Origin of the sequence: Enterobacter sp. BIDMC 30 (assembly GCF_000534355.1) — a bacterium.
GTDB classification, from domain to species: Bacteria; Pseudomonadota; Gammaproteobacteria; order Enterobacterales; family Enterobacteriaceae; genus Enterobacter; species Enterobacter ludwigii.
This window is the reverse complement of the sequence record NZ_KI973169.1, coordinates 2,682,366-2,700,147: the sequence shown is the minus strand read 5'-3', so window position 1 is coordinate 2,700,147 and position 17,782 is coordinate 2,682,366. Positions and strand designations below refer to the sequence as shown.

18 protein-coding genes are annotated in these 17,782 nt (G+C 55.1%); 8 read left to right on the top strand and 10 right to left on the bottom strand.

What is annotated here, in order from left to right:
- Window positions 1–7: 7 nt before the first annotated feature.
- The 7 genes from cydB to L466_RS09590 form a co-directional block, all read right to left on the bottom strand.
- Window positions 8–1,018, bottom strand: a complete 1,011-nt coding sequence (gene cydB, locus L466_RS09565; protein ID WP_014170001.1) for a cytochrome d ubiquinol oxidase subunit II — start codon at window positions 1,016–1,018, stop codon at window positions 8–10.
- Window positions 1,018–2,421, bottom strand: coding sequence for a cytochrome ubiquinol oxidase subunit I (locus tag L466_RS09570; RefSeq protein WP_032681044.1), 1,404 nt, complete (start codon window positions 2,419–2,421; stop codon window positions 1,018–1,020). Before L466_RS09570 ends, cydB begins: the two co-directional genes overlap by 1 nt.
- Before the next feature lie 68 nt (window positions 2,422–2,489).
- The gene (locus L466_RS09575; RefSeq protein ID WP_020884190.1) at window positions 2,490–3,362 is read right to left on the bottom strand and encodes a manganese catalase family protein; all 873 of its coding nucleotides are present in this window, start codon (window positions 3,360–3,362) and stop codon (window positions 2,490–2,492) included.
- Between the two features lie 16 nt (window positions 3,363–3,378).
- Window positions 3,379–3,885, bottom strand: a complete 507-nt coding sequence (locus tag L466_RS09580; protein WP_032681043.1) for a ferritin-like domain-containing protein — start codon at window positions 3,883–3,885, stop codon at window positions 3,379–3,381.
- Window positions 3,886–3,910: 25 nt separating this feature from the next.
- Window positions 3,911–4,114, bottom strand: coding sequence for a hypothetical protein (locus L466_RS0122550; protein WP_020884189.1), 204 nt, complete (start codon window positions 4,112–4,114; stop codon window positions 3,911–3,913).
- Window positions 4,115–4,136: 22 nt separating this feature from the next.
- A complete protein-coding gene (locus L466_RS09585) occupies window positions 4,137–4,631 on the bottom strand; it encodes a YciE/YciF ferroxidase family protein (protein ID WP_032681042.1) in 495 nt (164 codons plus the stop codon).
- A gap of 91 nt (window positions 4,632–4,722) precedes the next feature.
- Entirely contained in the window at window positions 4,723–4,902 is a 180-nt protein-coding gene (locus tag L466_RS09590) for a con-10 family general stress protein (RefSeq protein WP_032681041.1), read from the bottom strand.
- Between the two features lie 663 nt (window positions 4,903–5,565).
- On the opposite strand from L466_RS09590, the gene L466_RS09595 reads away from it, so the two are divergent.
- Window positions 5,566–6,909 carry a 2-oxoadipate dioxygenase/decarboxylase HglS gene (locus L466_RS09595; RefSeq protein ID WP_032681039.1) on the top strand — a complete coding sequence of 448 codons (1,344 nt, stop codon included), beginning with the start codon at window positions 5,566–5,568 and terminating at the stop codon, window positions 6,907–6,909.
- A 42-nt stretch (window positions 6,910–6,951) separates the two neighbouring features.
- Window positions 6,952–8,457 (top strand): carboxylesterase/lipase family protein, encoded by a 1,506-nt coding sequence (locus L466_RS09600; protein WP_032681038.1) that lies wholly within the window; start codon window positions 6,952–6,954, stop codon window positions 8,455–8,457.
- On the opposite strand, the gene L466_RS09605 is transcribed toward L466_RS09600, so the two are convergent.
- Window positions 8,429–9,286 (bottom strand): LysR family transcriptional regulator, encoded by an 858-nt coding sequence (locus L466_RS09605; protein WP_020884185.1) that lies wholly within the window; start codon window positions 9,284–9,286, stop codon window positions 8,429–8,431. The genes L466_RS09600 and L466_RS09605 overlap by 29 nt on opposite strands.
- A gap of 113 nt (window positions 9,287–9,399) precedes the next feature.
- Between L466_RS09605 and L466_RS09610 the strand changes: the two genes are divergently transcribed.
- The 4 genes from L466_RS09610 (at window position 9,400) to rimL (ending at window position 13,847) form a co-directional block, all read left to right on the top strand.
- Window positions 9,400–10,569 (top strand): pyridoxal phosphate-dependent aminotransferase, encoded by a 1,170-nt coding sequence (locus L466_RS09610; RefSeq protein ID WP_032681037.1) that lies wholly within the window; start codon window positions 9,400–9,402, stop codon window positions 10,567–10,569.
- Between the two features lie 10 nt (window positions 10,570–10,579).
- Window positions 10,580–11,353: a transporter substrate-binding domain-containing protein gene (locus tag L466_RS09615; RefSeq protein WP_025204230.1), complete on the top strand. Its 774-nt coding sequence runs from the start codon at window positions 10,580–10,582 to the stop codon at window positions 11,351–11,353.
- Window positions 11,354–11,595: 242 nt separating this feature from the next.
- A complete protein-coding gene (locus L466_RS09620) occupies window positions 11,596–13,251 on the top strand; it encodes a glucan biosynthesis protein D (protein WP_032681034.1) in 1,656 nt (551 codons plus the stop codon).
- A 47-nt stretch (window positions 13,252–13,298) separates the two neighbouring features.
- Window positions 13,299–13,847, top strand: a complete 549-nt coding sequence (gene rimL, locus L466_RS09625) for a 50S ribosomal protein L7/L12-serine acetyltransferase (protein ID WP_032681033.1) — start codon at window positions 13,299–13,301, stop codon at window positions 13,845–13,847.
- Here the strand turns inward: rimL and ydcK are convergent.
- On the bottom strand, window positions 13,842–14,822 hold the full coding sequence (ydcK, locus tag L466_RS09630; protein ID WP_025204226.1) for a YdcK family protein: 981 nt from the start codon (window positions 14,820–14,822) through the stop codon (window positions 13,842–13,844). The two genes, rimL and ydcK, sit on opposite strands and share 6 nt — an antisense overlap.
- A gap of 122 nt (window positions 14,823–14,944) precedes the next feature.
- On the opposite strand from ydcK, the gene tehA reads away from it, so the two are divergent.
- Together tehA and tehB are read left to right on the top strand one after the other, a co-directional pair.
- Window positions 14,945–15,946, top strand: coding sequence for a dicarboxylate transporter/tellurite-resistance protein TehA (tehA, locus tag L466_RS09635; RefSeq protein WP_032681030.1), 1,002 nt, complete (start codon window positions 14,945–14,947; stop codon window positions 15,944–15,946).
- The gene (gene tehB, locus L466_RS09640) at window positions 15,946–16,539 is read left to right on the top strand and encodes a tellurite resistance methyltransferase TehB (RefSeq protein WP_032681029.1); all 594 of its coding nucleotides are present in this window, start codon (window positions 15,946–15,948) and stop codon (window positions 16,537–16,539) included. The genes tehA and tehB overlap by 1 nt, the downstream gene beginning before the upstream one ends.
- Here tehB and pepT read toward each other — a convergent pair.
- Window positions 16,536–17,765: a peptidase T gene (gene pepT, locus L466_RS09645; protein WP_032681028.1), complete on the bottom strand. Its 1,230-nt coding sequence runs from the start codon at window positions 17,763–17,765 to the stop codon at window positions 16,536–16,538. The two genes, tehB and pepT, sit on opposite strands and share 4 nt — an antisense overlap.
- Window positions 17,766–17,782: the final 17 nt, after the last annotated feature.

Genomic DNA, 17,782 nt, shown 5'->3' with positions numbered 1-17,782 from the left:
GTTCACCTCAGTGATAACCTTCCGTGTCGGAAACTTTGCCCCGGAAAACGTAGTAGCTCCAGGCGGTGTACACCAGAATCACCGGAATGATCAGTAATGTTCCGACCAGCATAAATAGCTGGCTGGCCGGTGGTGCCGCAGCCTCCCACAGGGTAATGTGCGGCGGAATAATGTTAGGCCACAGGCTAATTCCCAGACCGCTAAATCCGAGGAAGATCAGCCCAAGGGTCAGCAGGAAGGGACGCGAGTGGCTGGCCGGGTTGCGCGTCAGTCGCCAGATCCACAGGCTAAACACGCCTACCAGCAGGGGAACCGGCAGGAACCAGATGAAGTTGGGGAAGGTAAACCAGCGGTCGGCAACGTACTGCCAGCCGAGCGGCGTCCAGATACTCACCACCGCGATCACCACCACCAGCGCCAGCAGCACGTGCCGGGTCAGCTCACGCATGCGGTTTTGCAACGCGCCTTCACTTTTCATGATAAGCCACGTAGTACCGAGCAGGGTGTAGGCCACTACCAGCCCGATGCCGCAGAAAAGATTGAAGGGCGTTAGCCAGTCAAGGGCGGAGCCGACAAAACGCCGGCCCTCAACGTCAAAGCCGTTAATCACTGCTCCCACCACCACCCCCTGGCTGAAGGTGGCAAGCAAAGAGCCGCCGGCGAAGGCGTAGTCCCAGAATTTGCGGTGCGAAGGCGTTGCCTTAAAGCGGAACTCAAAGGCCACGCCGCGAAAGATAAGGCCAATTAACATGGCGGTAAGAGGGATGGTCAGCGCATCGATAATCACCGCATAGGCCAGCGGAAACGCGCCGAATAACCCCGCACCGCCGAGCACCAGCCAGGTCTCGTTGCCGTCCCACACCGGTGCCACGCTGTTGACCATTACGTCACGCTCTCTGGCATCGCCCACGAAGTTAAAGAGCAGCCCGATGCCCAAATCAAAGCCATCCATGATGATATACATCAGCGTGGCGAACACGATGATAGCAAACCAGATAACTGAGATATCGACGCCCATCAGTTTCTCTCCTGTTCCGGAACAGACTCAGCGGCAGACAGCGGACGGGCAGGGGTGCCCGAGGTATTTGACGTCAAGGTATCAACGGGCTGCGGACCTTTCTTGATAAGCCGAATCAGGTAGACGTAGCCCACGCCAAACACCGATGAATAGACCACAAAGAAGGCCAGCAGGCTGATGCTCATCTGCAGCGTGCTGTGCAGCGAGACCGCGTCGATCGTGCGCAGATAGCCATACACCACCCACGGCTGACGACCCACTTCGGTGGTGACCCAGCCGGCCAGCAGCGACAGTAGGCCCGCCGGTCCCATGCACAGCGCGAACCAGTGGAAGGGCCGCGACTGGTAGAGTCGATGACGATAGCGTAGCCAGACGCTGACCAGACCCAGCGTGATCATCAGCAGACCCATGCCGACCATAATGCGGAATGACCAGAAAACAATCGGTGAGTTCGGGCGATCTTCTTTCGGGAAGTCTTTCAGTGCCGGGACCTGTTTATCCAGGCTGTGGGTCAGAATCAGACTGCCAAGGGCAGGAATTTCCAGCGCGTAGCGGGTGCGCTCCTGCTCCATATCCGGCAGGCCAAACAGCAGCAGCGGTGTCGCTTCGCCTGGCGGGTTCTCCCAGTGACCTTCGATGGCGGCAATTTTGGCTGGCTGGTGTTCGAGGGTATTCAGGCCATGCATATCACCGACGATGGCCTGAATGGGCGCGACCAGCAGGGCCATCCACATCGCCATGGAAAACATGGTGCGTATCGCGGGCGTGTCGTTGCCGCGCAGCAGATGCCATGCGCCCGACGCCCCCACAAACAGCGCACTGCTCAGGAACGCGGCGATAGCCATGTGAATGAGACGGTAAGGGAAGGAGGGGTTAAAAATGATGGCCAGCCAGTCCTCTGGAATGACCTGACCGTTCTGAATACTGAACCCCTGGGGCGTGTGCATCCAGCTGTTGGAGGCGAGGATCCAGAAGGTGGACATCAGCGTACCCAGCGCGACCATACAGGTCGAGAAGAAGTGCAGGCCCGGGCCGACCTTGTTCCAGCCGAACAGCATCACGCCAAGAAAACCGGCTTCGAGGAAGAAGGCGGTTAAGACTTCATAGGTCAGGAGAGGGCCGGTGATACTGCCGGCAAACTGTGAGAATCCGCTCCAGTTAGTGCCGAACTGATAGGCCATGACCAGACCGGAAACGACCCCCATACCGAAGTTAACGGCAAATATCTTTAGCCAGAAATGGTAGAGCGAGCGCCACACCTCATTTTTGGTGCGAAGCCACATCCCTTCGAGCACCACCAGATAGCTGGCAAGACCGATGGTGATCGCCGGGAAGAGAATATGAAACGAGACGGTAAAAGCGAACTGGATTCTGGCGAGGTGAAATGCGTCGAGTTCGAACATGGTCCGTACCTCTGGAACTGTTGCGCACGAGGATTGCCAGGCAGTCCGGGGCTGCCTGGCAAAATCGGTTACGGTTTTTTCTTCCCGGCACCGAGTTCGGCACCGGTCAGCGGGTCGGAATGTGGATCGGACTTCGTGCGGGCCGACATCGCTTTGACCAGCGTGGCCTGTTCGGTCGTCAGCGTCACGCTTGCACTCCCGTCACCGCCGTCAACGGCAGGTTGGGGGGATTCAACGTAGTCGAAATGTTTATCGCTGTTCCAGCTTCCGCGAACCTCTCCACCTTCAGACATATTGTAGTACTTGTTGGTGTATTCCTCGATTGGCGGCAGTTTTCCCGGAGGGAAATTATTACGAATGGACTGAAGCGCCTTCTCAAAGGAGAGCTGATGCGCCGCCTCACGGGTCATCAGAAACGCCAGCGCATCCTTCACGCCCGGATCGTCCGTGACGTTAATCAGCCGTTCATAAATGATCTTCGCTCGGGCCTCGGCAGCCACATTTGAGCGCAGATCGGCGGTTGGCTCGCCAATGGTGTCGACATAAGCCGCCGTCCACGGCACCCCGGCGGAGTTGGTCAACGGAGTACCGCCACCGTAAAGCAGGGAGGTGATATGGCTGTCGTTACCGTTTTCGGTCATGGACCGATACAGCTCGGCTTCATTTTCCACGCCCTCCGCCAGTGCGCCTTTAGCCCCTTTATTAAGCATACCCACCAGGGTACCGATAATTTCAAGGTGGCTTAACTCTTCGGTCGCGATATCCATTAGCATATCTTTACGACCCGGGTCGTCGTCACTCAACCCCTGAGTAAAGTAACGGCAGGCGGCGGCCAGCTCGCCCTGAGGACCGCCGAATTGTTCCAGTAATAAATTGGCAAGGCCGGGATTCGGTTCGGCAACCCGAACCGTATATTGTAATTGTTTGACGTGTCGAAACATGTCTTCTCTCCTGAGGTTATTTTTTTGCTTCGACACCGGATGCGTCTGAACGCAGCAGGAACTGTTCGGTGGTCTGTGGAATGTGGCGAATCAGCCAGTCGGCCATCTCGCGCTCTTCCGCCAGGATATTTTCGATGGCGGGCACGGAAGCCATGTCGCCCGCTTTTTTGGCCGCGGCCAGCAGGGAGGTGTAGCAGGCTATTTCAAACTGTTCGAAAACATAGCCGCTGATAGACCCTTTGACGATCTCATCAGAGGGGAACATCCCGCCAATGGATTGTCCGAGCGCCGCCATTTTACTCATCGAATCTTTTAAAACCGAACGAGAAATATCATTACGGTCGAGGATCTCTTCCAGTAAGGTAATTTGTCGCTTTGTTTCACTAATATGCTGCTCAATTCTGGCGCGAACATCGGGATAATTATCGATACGGCTGGCCATGGATTCCAGCATAGATTCGGCTTGCTTTTCCATCGCATGGGCATCGCGTAGCCAGTCATGGTAGTGTTCTACGTGATTCATTATAATGTCCTCATTATGGTGTCGCTTATTTGGTCTCACTCTCAGCAGCCTGATCGGCACGCGCAGCACTGTAGCCAGATAAATGGCCGACAATATTGGCGTAGATACTGATGATAATGACCCATAGCACGCTGCTCTTCCACCATAAAACGGAAGGTATAGCGAGTATGAACCATATTATTGCTGCCGTTAAATGGCACCGTTTAATAGTCCTGGGACTGATGCTCATTTTATTAACCTTTGCTATAGCGTCATTTTTTCGCTTTTTGGTTAATATTGCCTACGGCCAGGTCGGTAAGTTTAAGATCGGTTTCTTTCTCTTCTTCCAGCGTTTCGGCCAGAAGTTTAACGGCTTTTTTATAGCCCAGTTGTTCTGCTAATGTGGCGAGGGTACCGTAACTGGCAATTTCGTAATGCTCCACTTTTTGTGTTGCGGCAATTAATGCGGCGTCACGCACCTCATTTTTCTCGGTGCTCTCGATGACCTCATTGGCCTCTTCAATCAGGCCTTCCATTGCTACGCACTTCATACGCTTGAGCTTAAGACCAGATTCTTGCTCGATAATCTGGTCGATACGCTCAATCTGTCCCTGTGTCTCTTCAAGGTGTGCACTAAAGGCTGCGCTCAGTTTTTCACTGGAGGCAGCACGAGCCAGTTTGCCGAGCGCGCGGGTCAGCTGCTTCTCAGCGCTGTAGGTATCGGACAGGAGGTGAATAAACACATCTTCGACACTTTTCATATTCATCATTACGCTCCGGTAAAATAAAGAAGGGGTACTGCGAGCCTGGAGGCCCGCAGCATGCTCTCTGTTTTAAATAAAAGAGATTTACATCAGATCAGGAGTTTTTACGGCCACCACCGTGGCTGTTTTCTCCTCCTTTCTTACCTGCTTCAGATGCGCGTTGCGGATCGTTTTTAAAATTACCGCCGCTGTGCTGGCCACCTTTACGTCCAGCTTCTGATGCTTTTTCACGGTCTTGTGAGAAATTACCGGAACCACCACGATGCTCTGCCATATTAAACCTCATATATTGGTTATGTCAGTTAAGATACGAAAATATTCCGTATCACTGAAAATATTCCGTATCACTCGTCGTTCGAGTAATAACTTTAGTCGGTGTTTCATATTCGTCAAATATGTTTTGTAAACCATCGCTTCGTTGCTGGTTTATTTCTGATGGTTAACGCTTCGTTTAATATGAATATATCCTGGATGGCTTGCGGTTAACTGCCTGTCTTCATGGAGTTAATCCGCGAGCCGCAGGGGATAACTGTTTTTCTTGCATTGTTTATGCCTGAAACGCATGCGGCAGTCTAAAAATTACAGATTAATCTTAAGGAGAAATATTGAAAATCCGCTTGTTGCGTTAACGAAATAAAATATATGCCACTGATATTTGTTTTTAATGAGATATTACCTCTTAAGATAATGCTATTTATTACCTCTTAATGGTTAAGCGATGAGGTTATTAATAATACAGTTTAATCAGAAAGCGCTTTATTTAGAGAAGGTGAATCTACATTTAGAGAAGGTGAATCTGCCAGGTCATATGGGTGTCAGGGCAGGCCAGCACACGCTTTAACCACTCCTGTCTTAAGATCACAAATCGGAAATTCTTCCCCCCAGAGGGAACGGGTTTCTCTACACTCCAGGTAATATTCACTGGAGGCATGACATCATGGCGAACACCATCACGGCTGATGATATTCGGGAACACTTTTCGCAGGCTATGTCGGCGATGTACCAGCAGGAAGTTCCGCAGTACGGCACCTTGCTCGACCTGGTTGCGGACGTAAACCTGGCGGTTCTGGAAAATAACCCACTATTACATGAACAACTGGCGAACGCGGATGAACTGGCGCGCCTGAATGTGGAGCGTCACGGGGCGATCCGCGTGGGTACCGCGCAAGAGCTTTCGACCTTGCGTCGTATGTTTGCCATTATGGGGATGTACCCGGTCAGCTATTATGACCTCTCTCAGGCGGGCGTGCCCGTCCACTCCACGGCGTTCCGCCCGGTCGATGATGCGGCGCTGTGCCGAAATCCGTTTCGTATCTTTACCTCGCTGCTGCGCCTCGAATTGATTGATAACGTCGTCCTGCGTGAGCGTGCCGCGGAGATCCTGTCTCACCGCAATATCTTTACCCCGCGTTGTCTGGAGCTTATCGCGCTGCATGAGGCAGAAGGGCACTTTACGGATGCGCAGGCGCAGGCGTTTGTGCAAGAGGCGTTAGAAACCTTCCGCTGGCATCGTCATGCGACGGTCGACCAGGAGACCTATCTGGCATTGCATAACGAGCACCGACTGATTGCGGATGTGGTCTGTTTCCCGGGGTGCCATATCAACCACCTCACGCCACGTACGCTGGATATTGACCGGGTGCAGGAGCTGATGCCGAAGTACGGGATTGAACCCAAAATTCTGATTGAAGGGCCACCGCGCCGCGAGGTTCCCGTATTACTGCGCCAGACCAGCTTTAAAGCGCTGGAAGAGCCGGTGCTATTTGCCGGGGAGCATACAGGAACGCATACCGCGCGCTTTGGCGAAATTGAACAGCGCGGCGTGGCGCTGACGGCAAAAGGTCGTGCGCTTTATGACAGCCTGCTTGCAGAGGCCGGTACCGGTAAAGATAACATGACGCACCAGCTCCATTTGCGCGAGATCTTCAGCGCCTTCCCGGACAGCGAATTGTTGATGCGCCGTCAGGAGCTTGCCTATTTCCGCTATCGCCTGACGCCATCCGGGGAAGCGCATCGACATGCGTTTCGTCCGGGAGACGATCCACAGCCGTTAATTGAGCGCGGGTGGGTTGTCGCTCAGCCGATCACCTATGAAGATTTCCTCCCGGTCAGCGCCGCAGGGATTTTCCAGTCGAATCTGGGCAATGAAACCCAGGCGCGTAGCCACGGTAACGCCAGTCGCGACGCGTTCGAAGCGGCGCTGGGTTGCCCGGTGTACGATGAGTTCATGCTCTATCAGGAGGCAGAAATCCGCAGCAAACAGCGTTGCGGTTTGCTCTGAAATCGTTACTCTTCTGGGGTGTGATGGAAACAGAAGGTTGTTATGCAAAATCCCTCCGCCCCTGTGATTGAAACGCGCCAGGGCGCACTGTCTGGTTTAACGGATGAAAACGTTCATCTCTGGTGTGGTATTCCCTATGCGGCGCCTCCCGTTGGCAACTGGCGCTGGCGTTCGCCACGGCCGCCTGAACGCTGGAAGGGGCTGCGTCTGGCCACCGCTTTTTCGCCCTCAAGCTGGCAGAACAGTGAGTATTGCCAGGCGTTAGGGGGCGGCGATCCCGGCCGGTTCTCAGAAGATTGTCTGTATCTTAACGTCTGGTCACCCGTCGAGCGCCCGGCGCCGCTTCCCGTCATGGTCTGGCTACACGGCGGGGGGTTTACCATTGGCGCGGGTGGCCTGCCGCCCTATAACGGTAAGGCGCTGGCAACGCGCGGCGTGGTGGTTGTGACGATCAATTACCGTCTTGGTCACCTTGGCTTCTTTGCCCATCCCGCGCTGGAAGGAGAAGAAGACCGGGTGGTGCATAACTTTGCGCTGCTGGATCAGATTGCCGCCCTTGAATGGGTTCGGGAGAATATTGCCGCTTTCGGTGGCGATCCTGACAACGTCACCCTGTTTGGCGAATCCGCCGGCGCGCGCAGCGTGCTGTCGCTGCTGGCGTCTCCGCTGGCGAAGGGACTCTTCCACAAGGCGATTGTGCAAAGCGGATACACCCTGCCGGATACGCCGCGGGAACAGGCCCTGCAAAAAGGGGAAGCGCTGGCGGCGCATTTCGGCCTTGAGGAGGCGTCAGCAGAACAGTTACGTGCCATTCCCCCCGAAGCGTTCTGGCCGCTGGCCGCGCCGCTGAACATCGCCCCGGCACCCATCGTCGGAGACTGTGTTCTGCCGGAATCAATGCTCGATGTGTTCTTTGCCGCGCGTCAGCATCCTGTTCCGGTGATGATCGGGTCGAACAGTGACGAAGCCAGCGTGATGGCGGTATTTGGTATCGATCTCGCCGGTCAGATCCAGAAGCTTCGCCGTGAACGTCGTTTTGGACTGGGGCTGATCAAACTGCTCTATCCGGGTGTGAAAGGGGATGTGGAGCTTGGCAGGCAGGTGTGCCGGGATATGGCTTTTACCACCATGGGATATGTGGTGATGCAGGCCCAGCAGCGCGTGGGCGGCTTGTGCTGGCGTTACTGGTTCGACTATGTGGCGGAAGCAGAGCACGCAACCTATATCAACGGTGCCTGGCACGGTAATGAGGTGCCGTACGTGTTTGACACCCTTGGTGAGATTGAGCCTTCCTGCCACTACGTTAATGCGCGAGACCGGCAATTCGCTGCGCAGGTTGCAGATTATTGGGTGAGCTTTGCGCGTGACGCCGGTCACCGGGAAAGTCTTCCTGGCCCGACGCACTGGCCGGCCTGTCGAAAAGGAAGGGACGTGCTGCTACGTATCGGCGTGAATAAACATGCAGGTTTCAGGCTTGAAAACCGCTTTATGCGCGCGCGCATGAGCCTCTTTAAGCGCGTTATGAAACACCATGTGAGCCTCGACTGAGCAGGCAGGCGCGAAACGCCGCCAGCCCATTTTCCTGGCCAGGCGATTCGCGCAGAACCAGTCTGTAGCTCGCACCCGTTTTGATGCTGCTCTCAAAAGGCCGCGCCAGCCTCCCGGCGCGGACGTCTTCTTCCACCAGCGTTTCGTCAGCAATGGCCACCCCCAGCCCCTGAATGGCGGCCGTGATGGCAAGGTCCATCGTGTCGAAGTGTTGATTTTTGTGCATAACAACCCCCGGGCCTTCCTGCTTCGCCAGCCACAATGACCAGTCTGTCTTATCCCGTGTCGGGTGAAGGAAGGTTAACGCACCCAGTTCGCAACCTGCTCGCAGGGGGCTCATTACCGGGGTTAACGCCTCTTCAAACAACAGATCGCCCGCGCTCATATGGGTGCCAAATACAATGGCCGCGTCGTAAGATTCCGTTTTGAAATTGACGTTATGGTCGGTAGTGGTGGTCAATGCGATCTGCAGATCCGGCTGCTCACGCTCCACCTCCAGCAGACGAGGCACCAGCCAGCGCATGGCGCAGGTGGGTGCTTTGAGTCGGATCACGGTTTGCTGGGTACGGGCCCGATCGGCCAGGGTCAGCAGCGTTTCAAAAGTGGATTGCAATTCCGGAAGCAGGGCGCTGCCCTGTGGGGAGAGGCGCAGGCCGCGCGCATGGCGCTCGAACAGCGGAAAGCCGAACCACGCTTCAAGGGTGGCGATTTTACGACTTACGGCTCCCTGCGTCAGACAGAGTTCTGTTGCGGCATGGGTCAGATTCAGATGACGCGCGGTGACTAAAAAGGCATCGATGGCATTAAGCGGGAGCGAACGGCGCGACATTAAACACCTCAGGTATGCGTTTTTCTCATGGCTATTATGACAACAATTCGATTGTCCCGACAACTGACTTGTTGTTTGAATAGTTATGCATTCATCAAGAGAAAGGAAAGAGGATGACGTTACACACTCCGGTGCACACCCGTTCCAAATTACCCGATGTGGGGACCACGATTTTTACCGTTATCGGCCAGCTCTCCGCCCGGCATAACGCCATCAATCTTTCTCAGGGTGCACCCAATTTTTCCTGCGATCCTAAACTGGTCGCCGGGGTGACCCGGGCGATGGAGGCAGGGCACAACCAGTACGCGGCAATGACCGGCCTGCAGCCGCTTAAAGAGCGTATTGCGGATAAAATTGCCACCCTCTACGGCACGCACTATGACCCGGCCAGCGAAGTGCTGGTCACCGCCAGTGCCAGTGAAGGACTCTATTCGGCGATCAGCGGGCTGGTGCACCCGGGCGACGAAGTGATCTACTTTGAACCGTCGTTTGACAGTTACGCCCCGATTGTTCGCCTGCAGGGGGCCACGCCGGTTGCCATTAAACTGACGGTGCCGGATTTTGCCGTCAACTGGGATGAAGTCCGTGCGGCGATCACCCCGCGTACGCGCATGATTATCATCAATACCCCGCACAACCCGAGCGGGCAGGTCTTCTCGGCAGAGGACCTGCAGCAGCTGGTGGCGGTGACCCGCAATAACGATATCATTATTTTGTCTGACGAAGTGTACGAACACGTCGTCTTTGATGGTGAACCGCACCACGGTATGGCGACACATCCGCAGCTGGCGGAGCGGAGCGTCATTATCTCTTCCTTCGGAAAAACCTATCACGTGACCGGCTGGCGCGTGGGTTACTGTGTTGCTCCGGCGGTACTGATGGATGAGATTTGTAAAGTCCATCAATTTCTGATGTTTTCTGCCGATACGCCAATGCAGCATGCGTTTGCAGAGCACATGATTGACCCGCAAACCTGGCTGTCGCTGGCGGCGTTTTATCAGCGCAAACGCGATCTGCTGCAAAGTTTGCTGGAAGCATCACCGTTCAGACTCTTGCCGAGCGCCGGTTCGTTTTTCCTGCTGGCCGACTACAGCCAGTTTAGCGATGAGCGCGACAGTGAACTGGTGAAACGGCTGATCGTTGAATATGGAGTGGCCACCATTCCGCTGTCGGCGTTTTATGCGGATGGTACGGATAATAAATTGATTCGTCTCTCTTTTGCGAAAGATGAGGCGACGTTACGGGCAGGTGCCCAGGCCCTGTGTCGGGTTAAACCACGCTAAGGAGTTGGAGATGAAATTACGCGCGTTAGTTGTCGGCATGGGATTGCTGTGTACGTTTTCGTCATTCGCGGCTACCGAACTGCGGTACGGGCTGGAGGCGGAATATCCGCCGTTTGAAAGCCGAAATGCTGCTGGCGAACTGGAAGGGTTTGACGTTGAGCTGGGCAATGCCATCTGCAAAGCCGCAGCGCTGAAATGCACCTGGGTTGAAACCTCTTTTGATGCGTTAATACCGGGCCTGGTGGCGAAGAAATTTGATGCCATTAACTCGGCGATGAACATCACCGAACAGCGACGTAAAAGTATTGATTTTACCCAGCCGATTTACCGCATCCCATCGCAGCTCGTTGGCAAGGCCGGTACCGCGGTAGAGGCAACGCCCGCGGGGCTTAAGGGCAAAACCATCGGTGTCCTGCAGGGCTCCATTCAGGAAACCTATGCGAAAGAGCACTGGGAAAAGCAGGGTGTCACCGTGGTGTCTTATAAAGATCAGAATATGGCCTGGGGCGATCTGCTGAATGGCCGTATCGACGCCTCGCTGGTCATGTCCGCGGCCGGGCAGGCAGGTTTCCTCAGCAAGCCGCAGGGGAAAGGGTTTGGCTTTATCGGCAAACCGGTGTCGGACGACACTATCCTCGGCAGTGGGATCGGCTTTGGGTTGCGTAAAGGGGACGAGGCCACCAAAAAGCAACTTGATGCCGCAATTGATAAAGTGCGTGCCGATGGCACGATCGCTAAACTCGCTGATAAGTACTTCCCAGGTATCGATGTCAGCGTAAAATAACCGCCTCATTTGCCCCGACTGACGATGTCCAGCCGGGGCATTTTTATACACGTCTTTATACCTTTCTTTACACCTTTTTCGGGTCGTTCTGGTCGACAGAAAATATTTCGCACTTTGTACAGATAATCGCCGCCCAACAATTGGATTCTTAACCATTTTTGTTTAGGCTGTGCGTTCTTTCTTGCCGTCATTTCGCCGAGTGCGAAACACATTCACACGACCATAAGGACGTTTTTCCAGGCATGAATCGCAGACGTTTTCTAAAAGGCTCGCTGGCAATGGCAGCCCTGAGCGGCACAACTGGCCTTGCTTCCCTGTTTTCCAAAGCGGCTTACGCTGCTGACTCTGACATTGCTGACGGTCAGAGCCGTCGTTTTGACTTCTCCGTACTGCAATCCATGGCCCATGACCTGGCGAAAACCCCATGGGGCGGAGCACCGCGACCGTTACCGGACACGCTGGCGACCATGACGCCGCAGGCCTATAACGCCATCCGTTACGATGAAAAACAGTCACTGTGGAATAACATTGAAGGCCGTCAGCTGGATGTGCAGTTCTTCCATATGGGCATGGGTTTCCGTCGCCGCGTGCGCATGTTCTCGCTGGATCAGTCAACGTCACAGGCGCGCGAAATCCACTTCCGTCCTGAGCTGTTCAGCTACGGTGAAACCGGTGTTGATACGAAGCAGCTGGAAGGGCAAAGCGATCTTGGGTTTGCCGGTTTCCGCGCCTTCAAGGCACCAGAACTGGCGCGTCGTGATATCGTCTCATTCCTGGGGGCGAGCTATTTCCGTGCGGTTGATGATACCTATCAGTATGGTCTTTCCGCGCGGGGTCTGGCGGTGGATACCTTTACCGACACGCCGGAAGAGTTCCCTGACTTCACCGCGTTCTGGTTTGAAACCGTCAAACCGGGCGATACTACCTTTACCGTCTATACGCTGCTGGACAGCCCAAGCATCACCGGTGCGTATAAGTTCGTGATCCACTGCGAGAAGAGCCAGGTGATCATGGAGGTGGAAAACCATCTCTATGCGCGTAAAGACATTAAACAGCTCGGCATTGCGCCGATGACCAGTATGTTCAGCTGCGGTACAAACGAACGCCGCATGTGCGATACCATCCACCCGCAAATTCATGACTCCGACCGTCTCGCCATGTGGCGCGGTAACGGGGAGTGGATTTGCCGTCCGCTGAACAACCCGCAGAAGCTGCAGTTTAATGCGTTTGTGGACAAAAACCCGAAAGGGTTCGGCTTGCTCCAGCTCGATCGCGATTTCTCGCATTATCAGGACGTCATGGGCTGGTATAACAAACGCCCAGGCCTCTGGGTGGAGCCGCGTAACGACTGGGGTAAAGGTGCGGTTGGCCTGATGGAGATCCCGACAACGGGTGAAACACTGGATAACGTGGTCTGCTTCTGGCAGCCAGAAAAACCGGTGAAAGCGGGCGATGAGCTGGACTTTAAATACCGTCTTTACTGGAGCGCCATGCCGCCGGTCCGTTCCCCACTGGCGAATGTCTTCGCGACCCGTACCGGTATGGGTGGGTTCCCGGAAGGCTGGGCGCCGGGCGAAAACTACCCGAAAGTGTGGGCACGTCGCTTTGCTATCGACTTCGTCGGGGGCGATCTGAAAGCTGCCGCGCCAAAAGGCATTGAGCCGGTCATTACCCTCTCCAGCGGTGAGGCGAAGCAGGTTGAGATCCTCTACGTTGAGCCGTTTGACGGCTATCGCATTCTGTTCGACTGGTATCCTACCTCGGATTCAACCGATCCGGTGGACATGCGCATGTTCCTGCGCTGTCAGGGAGATGCGATCAGTGAGACCTGGCTGTATCAGTATTTCCCGCCTGCGCCGGACAAACGTAACTACGTTGACGATCGCATCATGCGTTGACCATTTATTCCCTCTCCCCGGCGGGGAGAGGGTGACGGGAAGGGACCATGACCGCCACTGAATCTGAAATAATCCCGGTGACTGACCATCTCGAGCTTCGCGCCGTCGAAGAGCGCTATACCGCCGATCTGCACAACATGGTCATCAGAAACAAAGCCTGGCTGCAAACCGCCTTTGACTGGGCGCAGCATGTGGGCACCGAAGATGACACCCGTCGTAATGTGCTGAGTAATCAGATGCTGCACCAGCGCGGCTACGCCAAAATGTTTCTGATTTTCAAGGATGAGGACCTGGTCGGCGTGCTGTCGTTTAATGCGATTGAACCCGCCAACAAAGCCGGATACATCGGTTACTGGCTGGACGAGGCGCATCAGGGTCAGGGCATTTTGTCGCAGGCGCTGCAGGCGTTTATGCGCTATTACGTCGAGCAAGGTGAGATCCGCCGTTTTGTCATTAAGTGTCGGGTGGCGAATAAACCCAGCAACAACGTTGCCCTGCGCAACGGTTTTACGCTGGAGGGGTGCCTGCGGGAAGCAGAGTTCCTGAATGGCCGTTTTGACGATGTGAATCTCTACGGCAAAATTTACCCGCTATAACGCCCCCAACAGAGGCGTACGGGTGATGCGCTGGTCGCCGTTAATCACCTTTTCGCCGCGCAGGTGGATGTTCTCACCGGCAAAAGCCTCAATCACCGCATCGTCGGTGATTTCAACCCGATGCTCAATAAGCACATCGCCGCTGATACGCGCCCGTCCCTGGATCACGACCTTATCGTCAAGCAGGATAGGGCCGCCGCGCAGCCAGGCCTGACCGCCAATCAGGACGTGGTGTTTAATGACACAATTTCCTTCCACCACCGCGTTCTCTGCCACCTGAGAGCTGTAGCGGACGGTAGGGATGGCATCGTCGTCAAAACCGGCAATGACGCGGGCGTTACCGTACACTTTTGCGCAGTCACATACCCAGACGTTATTGAGATCGTTGCCTTCGAGGATGGCGCTGTCGAAAACCTCCGCCCGGTGTTCAACGAAGGCATAATTAACCATTGCCTCGCCGTAGATTTGCGCCTGATGCACAATGCGTGACTGGCTCACCGTCGCCTTGTCATAAATTTTCAGGATCTGCTCATGGTCCGGCGTAAGCCCTTTGGCAGCAATCACCACGCTGTTATGAAGCACCCGCGCCTCGCCGAAAATATGGCATTCGCCGCGCACGCAGGATTGCTGTATCGTGACGTTGTCACTTATGCGTGCGCCGTGACTGACCTCTGCGCCGTCGAGCCAGCAGTTGTCGCCAATCTGCGCGTCATGACTGACGATGCAAGGCAGGGTAAGGCGCGCGTTGCCGGACACCGTCGCACCGGCAAAGACGACGCTGTTTTCATCGTAGATCCAGCAGTCGCCTTCGTGCGCGAGGGCGCTCTCATCTTCAACCCAGCCGCCTTTCGTGCCGCTCACGATGTCGTTAAAATTCGCCGTGGCAATAATCTGTCGTAACGACGTCGTGTGCGTTGTCTCGCCGTTTTTCCATTGCCAGAGGCGGGTGTCCTCGCTGAGCCTGTACTTTTTCATCATGGAGTCTCGGGTAAGCGTCTCCACTAAACGTAGCAAACTTTCGGCGTTTCGTAGTGCTGGCATCCGTCGCGGAAACCCCTTAAAATGGCATTTAAAATACATTTTAAAAATTCAAATTAATGAATAAAAATAACAACGCTCAACAAGTGCTTAACCTGCCCGCGGGTTACTTCGGTATGGTGCTTGGCATCATTGGGATGGGGTTCGCCTGGCGATACGCCAGCACGCTCTGGCCCGTGACGCGCTGGCCGGGTGAGAGCCTGGTGGCCCTTGCGATTGTGATTTGGTTTTTGCTGACGGTGGCGTTTATCGCCCGGGCGATCCGTTTCCCGCGAAGTGTGCTGGCCGAGATGCGCCACCCGGTGATGAGCAGTTTTGTCAGCCTTTTTCCCGCCACAACGATGCTGGTCGCCATCGGTTTTGTGCCCTGGCTGCGCCCGGTGTCACTGGTGTTATTTGGCGTCGGGGTGGTGATACAGCTGGCCTATGCTGCCTGGCAAAGCGCCGGATTATGGCGCGGTAACCATCCGCAAGAGGCCACCACGCCGGGGTTATATCTGCCCACGGTAGCAAACAACTTTATCAGCGCCATGGCGTGCGGCGCGCTGGGGTTTAACGATGCCGGGCTGGTGTTTCTCGGGGCGGGCGTTTTTTCCTGGCTCAGCCTTGAGCCGGTGATTTTGCAACGACTTCGTAGCGCCGGGGAGTTGCCTTCCGCGCTGCGAACCTCGCTGGGTATTCAGCTGGCCCCCGCGCTGGTGGCCTGCAGCGCCTGGTTTAGCGTCAATGGCGGTGAGGCGGATACATTTGCCAAAATGCTGTTCGGCTACGGCCTGTTGCAACTGCTGTTTATGTTACGGCTGATGCCATGGTATTTATCCCAGCCGTTTAACGCCTCGTTCTGGAGCTTCTCGTTTGGCGTGTCGGCCCTGGCCACCACGGGGCTTCATCTGGGGCAGAGCAGTCCGTCGGGCTTTTTCCACGCCATTGCCGTCCCACTGTTTATCTTTACCAATGTCATCATCGGGATGCTGCTGGTACAAACGTTTATCTTGCTGATACAGGGCAAACTTCTGGTGCGCACTGATAAAGCGCTGCTTATGCAATCTGAGGAAAAATAATGGCTGTTGATGAAAATTACTTCACAGAGAAATATGGCTTAACCCGTACGCACTCAGAAGTGCTGTACAGCGCGGGCATTGTGAAACCGGGTAAAACGCTGGATCTGGGCTGTGGTAACGGGCGTAACAGCCTCTATCTGGCAGCCAACGGTTACGACGTGACCGCGTGGGATAAAAATCCACTGAGTATCGAGAATATTGAGCGCATCAAAGCGGAAGAAGGCATCGTAAACCTGCAGACGGCAATCAAAGATCTGAACAACCTGAGCTTTGAGGGCGAATACGATTTTATTCTCTCTACCGTGGTGCTGATGTTCCTGGAAGCGAAAACCATTCCGGGTCTGATCGGCAATATGCAGCGCTGCACCAGACCCGGCGGTTATAACCTGATTGTTGCCGCGATGGACACGGCGGATTACCCGTGCACCGTCGGCTTCCCGTTTGCGTTCAAAAGCGGTGAACTGAGCAACTACTACGAGGGCTGGGCGTTGCTCAAGTACAACGAAGAGGTGGGCGAACTGCACCGCACCGACGAGAACGGTAACCGCATCAAACTGCGTTTTGCCACGCTGCTGGCGCGCAAGCCCGCTTAACGGGCGGCCAGCAGGCAGAGCTGCAGGGCCGTGTTGTATGAGGCCTCGAACGACGACAGCGGCAAAAACTCAAACTTTGAGTGGAAGTTATGCGCGCCGGTGAAGAAGTTTGGCGTGAGCAGGCCTTTTGCCGAGAGCGCCGCGCCGTCAGTACCGCCGCGCATTGGCGTCGGTTTCGGCGTGATCCCAAGGGATTTCATAGCCTCAAACATCAGGTCGATAGCGCGACGATCCTCACCAATCGCATTGCTGATATTGCTGTAGGTATCTTCAATGCGATACTCCACCTTTGCCGTAGGATGCTGTCCGGCAATCAACGCCGCGACATCGGCAATCTGCTGCTTGCGGGCGGCAAACTGTGCTTTATCGAAATCACGGATATTCGCTTTTAAGACGGCCTCGTTTTGCCCCGCCTGAATGCCGTTAAACCAGATATAGCCTTCACGCCCCTCGGTGCATTCCGGGGTTTGCTGGCGGTCAAAATGGCTGATGAAGTCTGTCGCCATCAGCAGTGGGTTAACCAGCACGCCTTTGGCGGACATGGGGTGAGCCGTTACGCCGGTAAAGCGAATCTCTGCCGCCGCGGCGTTGAAGTTCTCGTAAACAATCTCACCCAGCTCACAGCAGTCGATGGTCCAGGCAAAATCAACGTCAAAGCGTTTTAGATCCAGCGCCTTCGCGCCACACAGGCCGATCTCCTCATCCGGCACAAACGCGACCACAATGTCGCCATGCTGATGTTCTGGCGTCAGGTTTTCCAGCAGCGTCATGACCACGGTGACGGCGGCTTTATTATCTGCGCCTAATACGCTGGTCCCGTCGCTGAAAATAATCTCTTCACCCGGGTAAGCCAGAATTTCCGGATGCTCTTTTACGCGTAACCAGATTGATTTCTCTTTATTCAAACAGAGGTCTTCACCCGTAAATTTTAATATTTGTGGATGAATATCCGGTGATAAACCGACATCGACGGTATCAATATGGGTAATAAAACCGATGCGTGGCGCCCCGGCTACATTACCTTTTTTAACCGCAGTAACCGTCGCGTATTCATCAATCACAATATCGTCTAAACCCAGCTGGGCCAGCTCCTGGGCCAGCTCACGCGCCATGTCGTGCTGGCCCGGCGTAGAGGGAAGGGTGTTCACTCTGGGATCGCTCTGGCTGGTGATGGCGAGATAGCGGAAGAAGCGGTGCGTTAATTGTCTGGAGAGTGCCGAGCCCATAGTGATTCCTTCTGTAT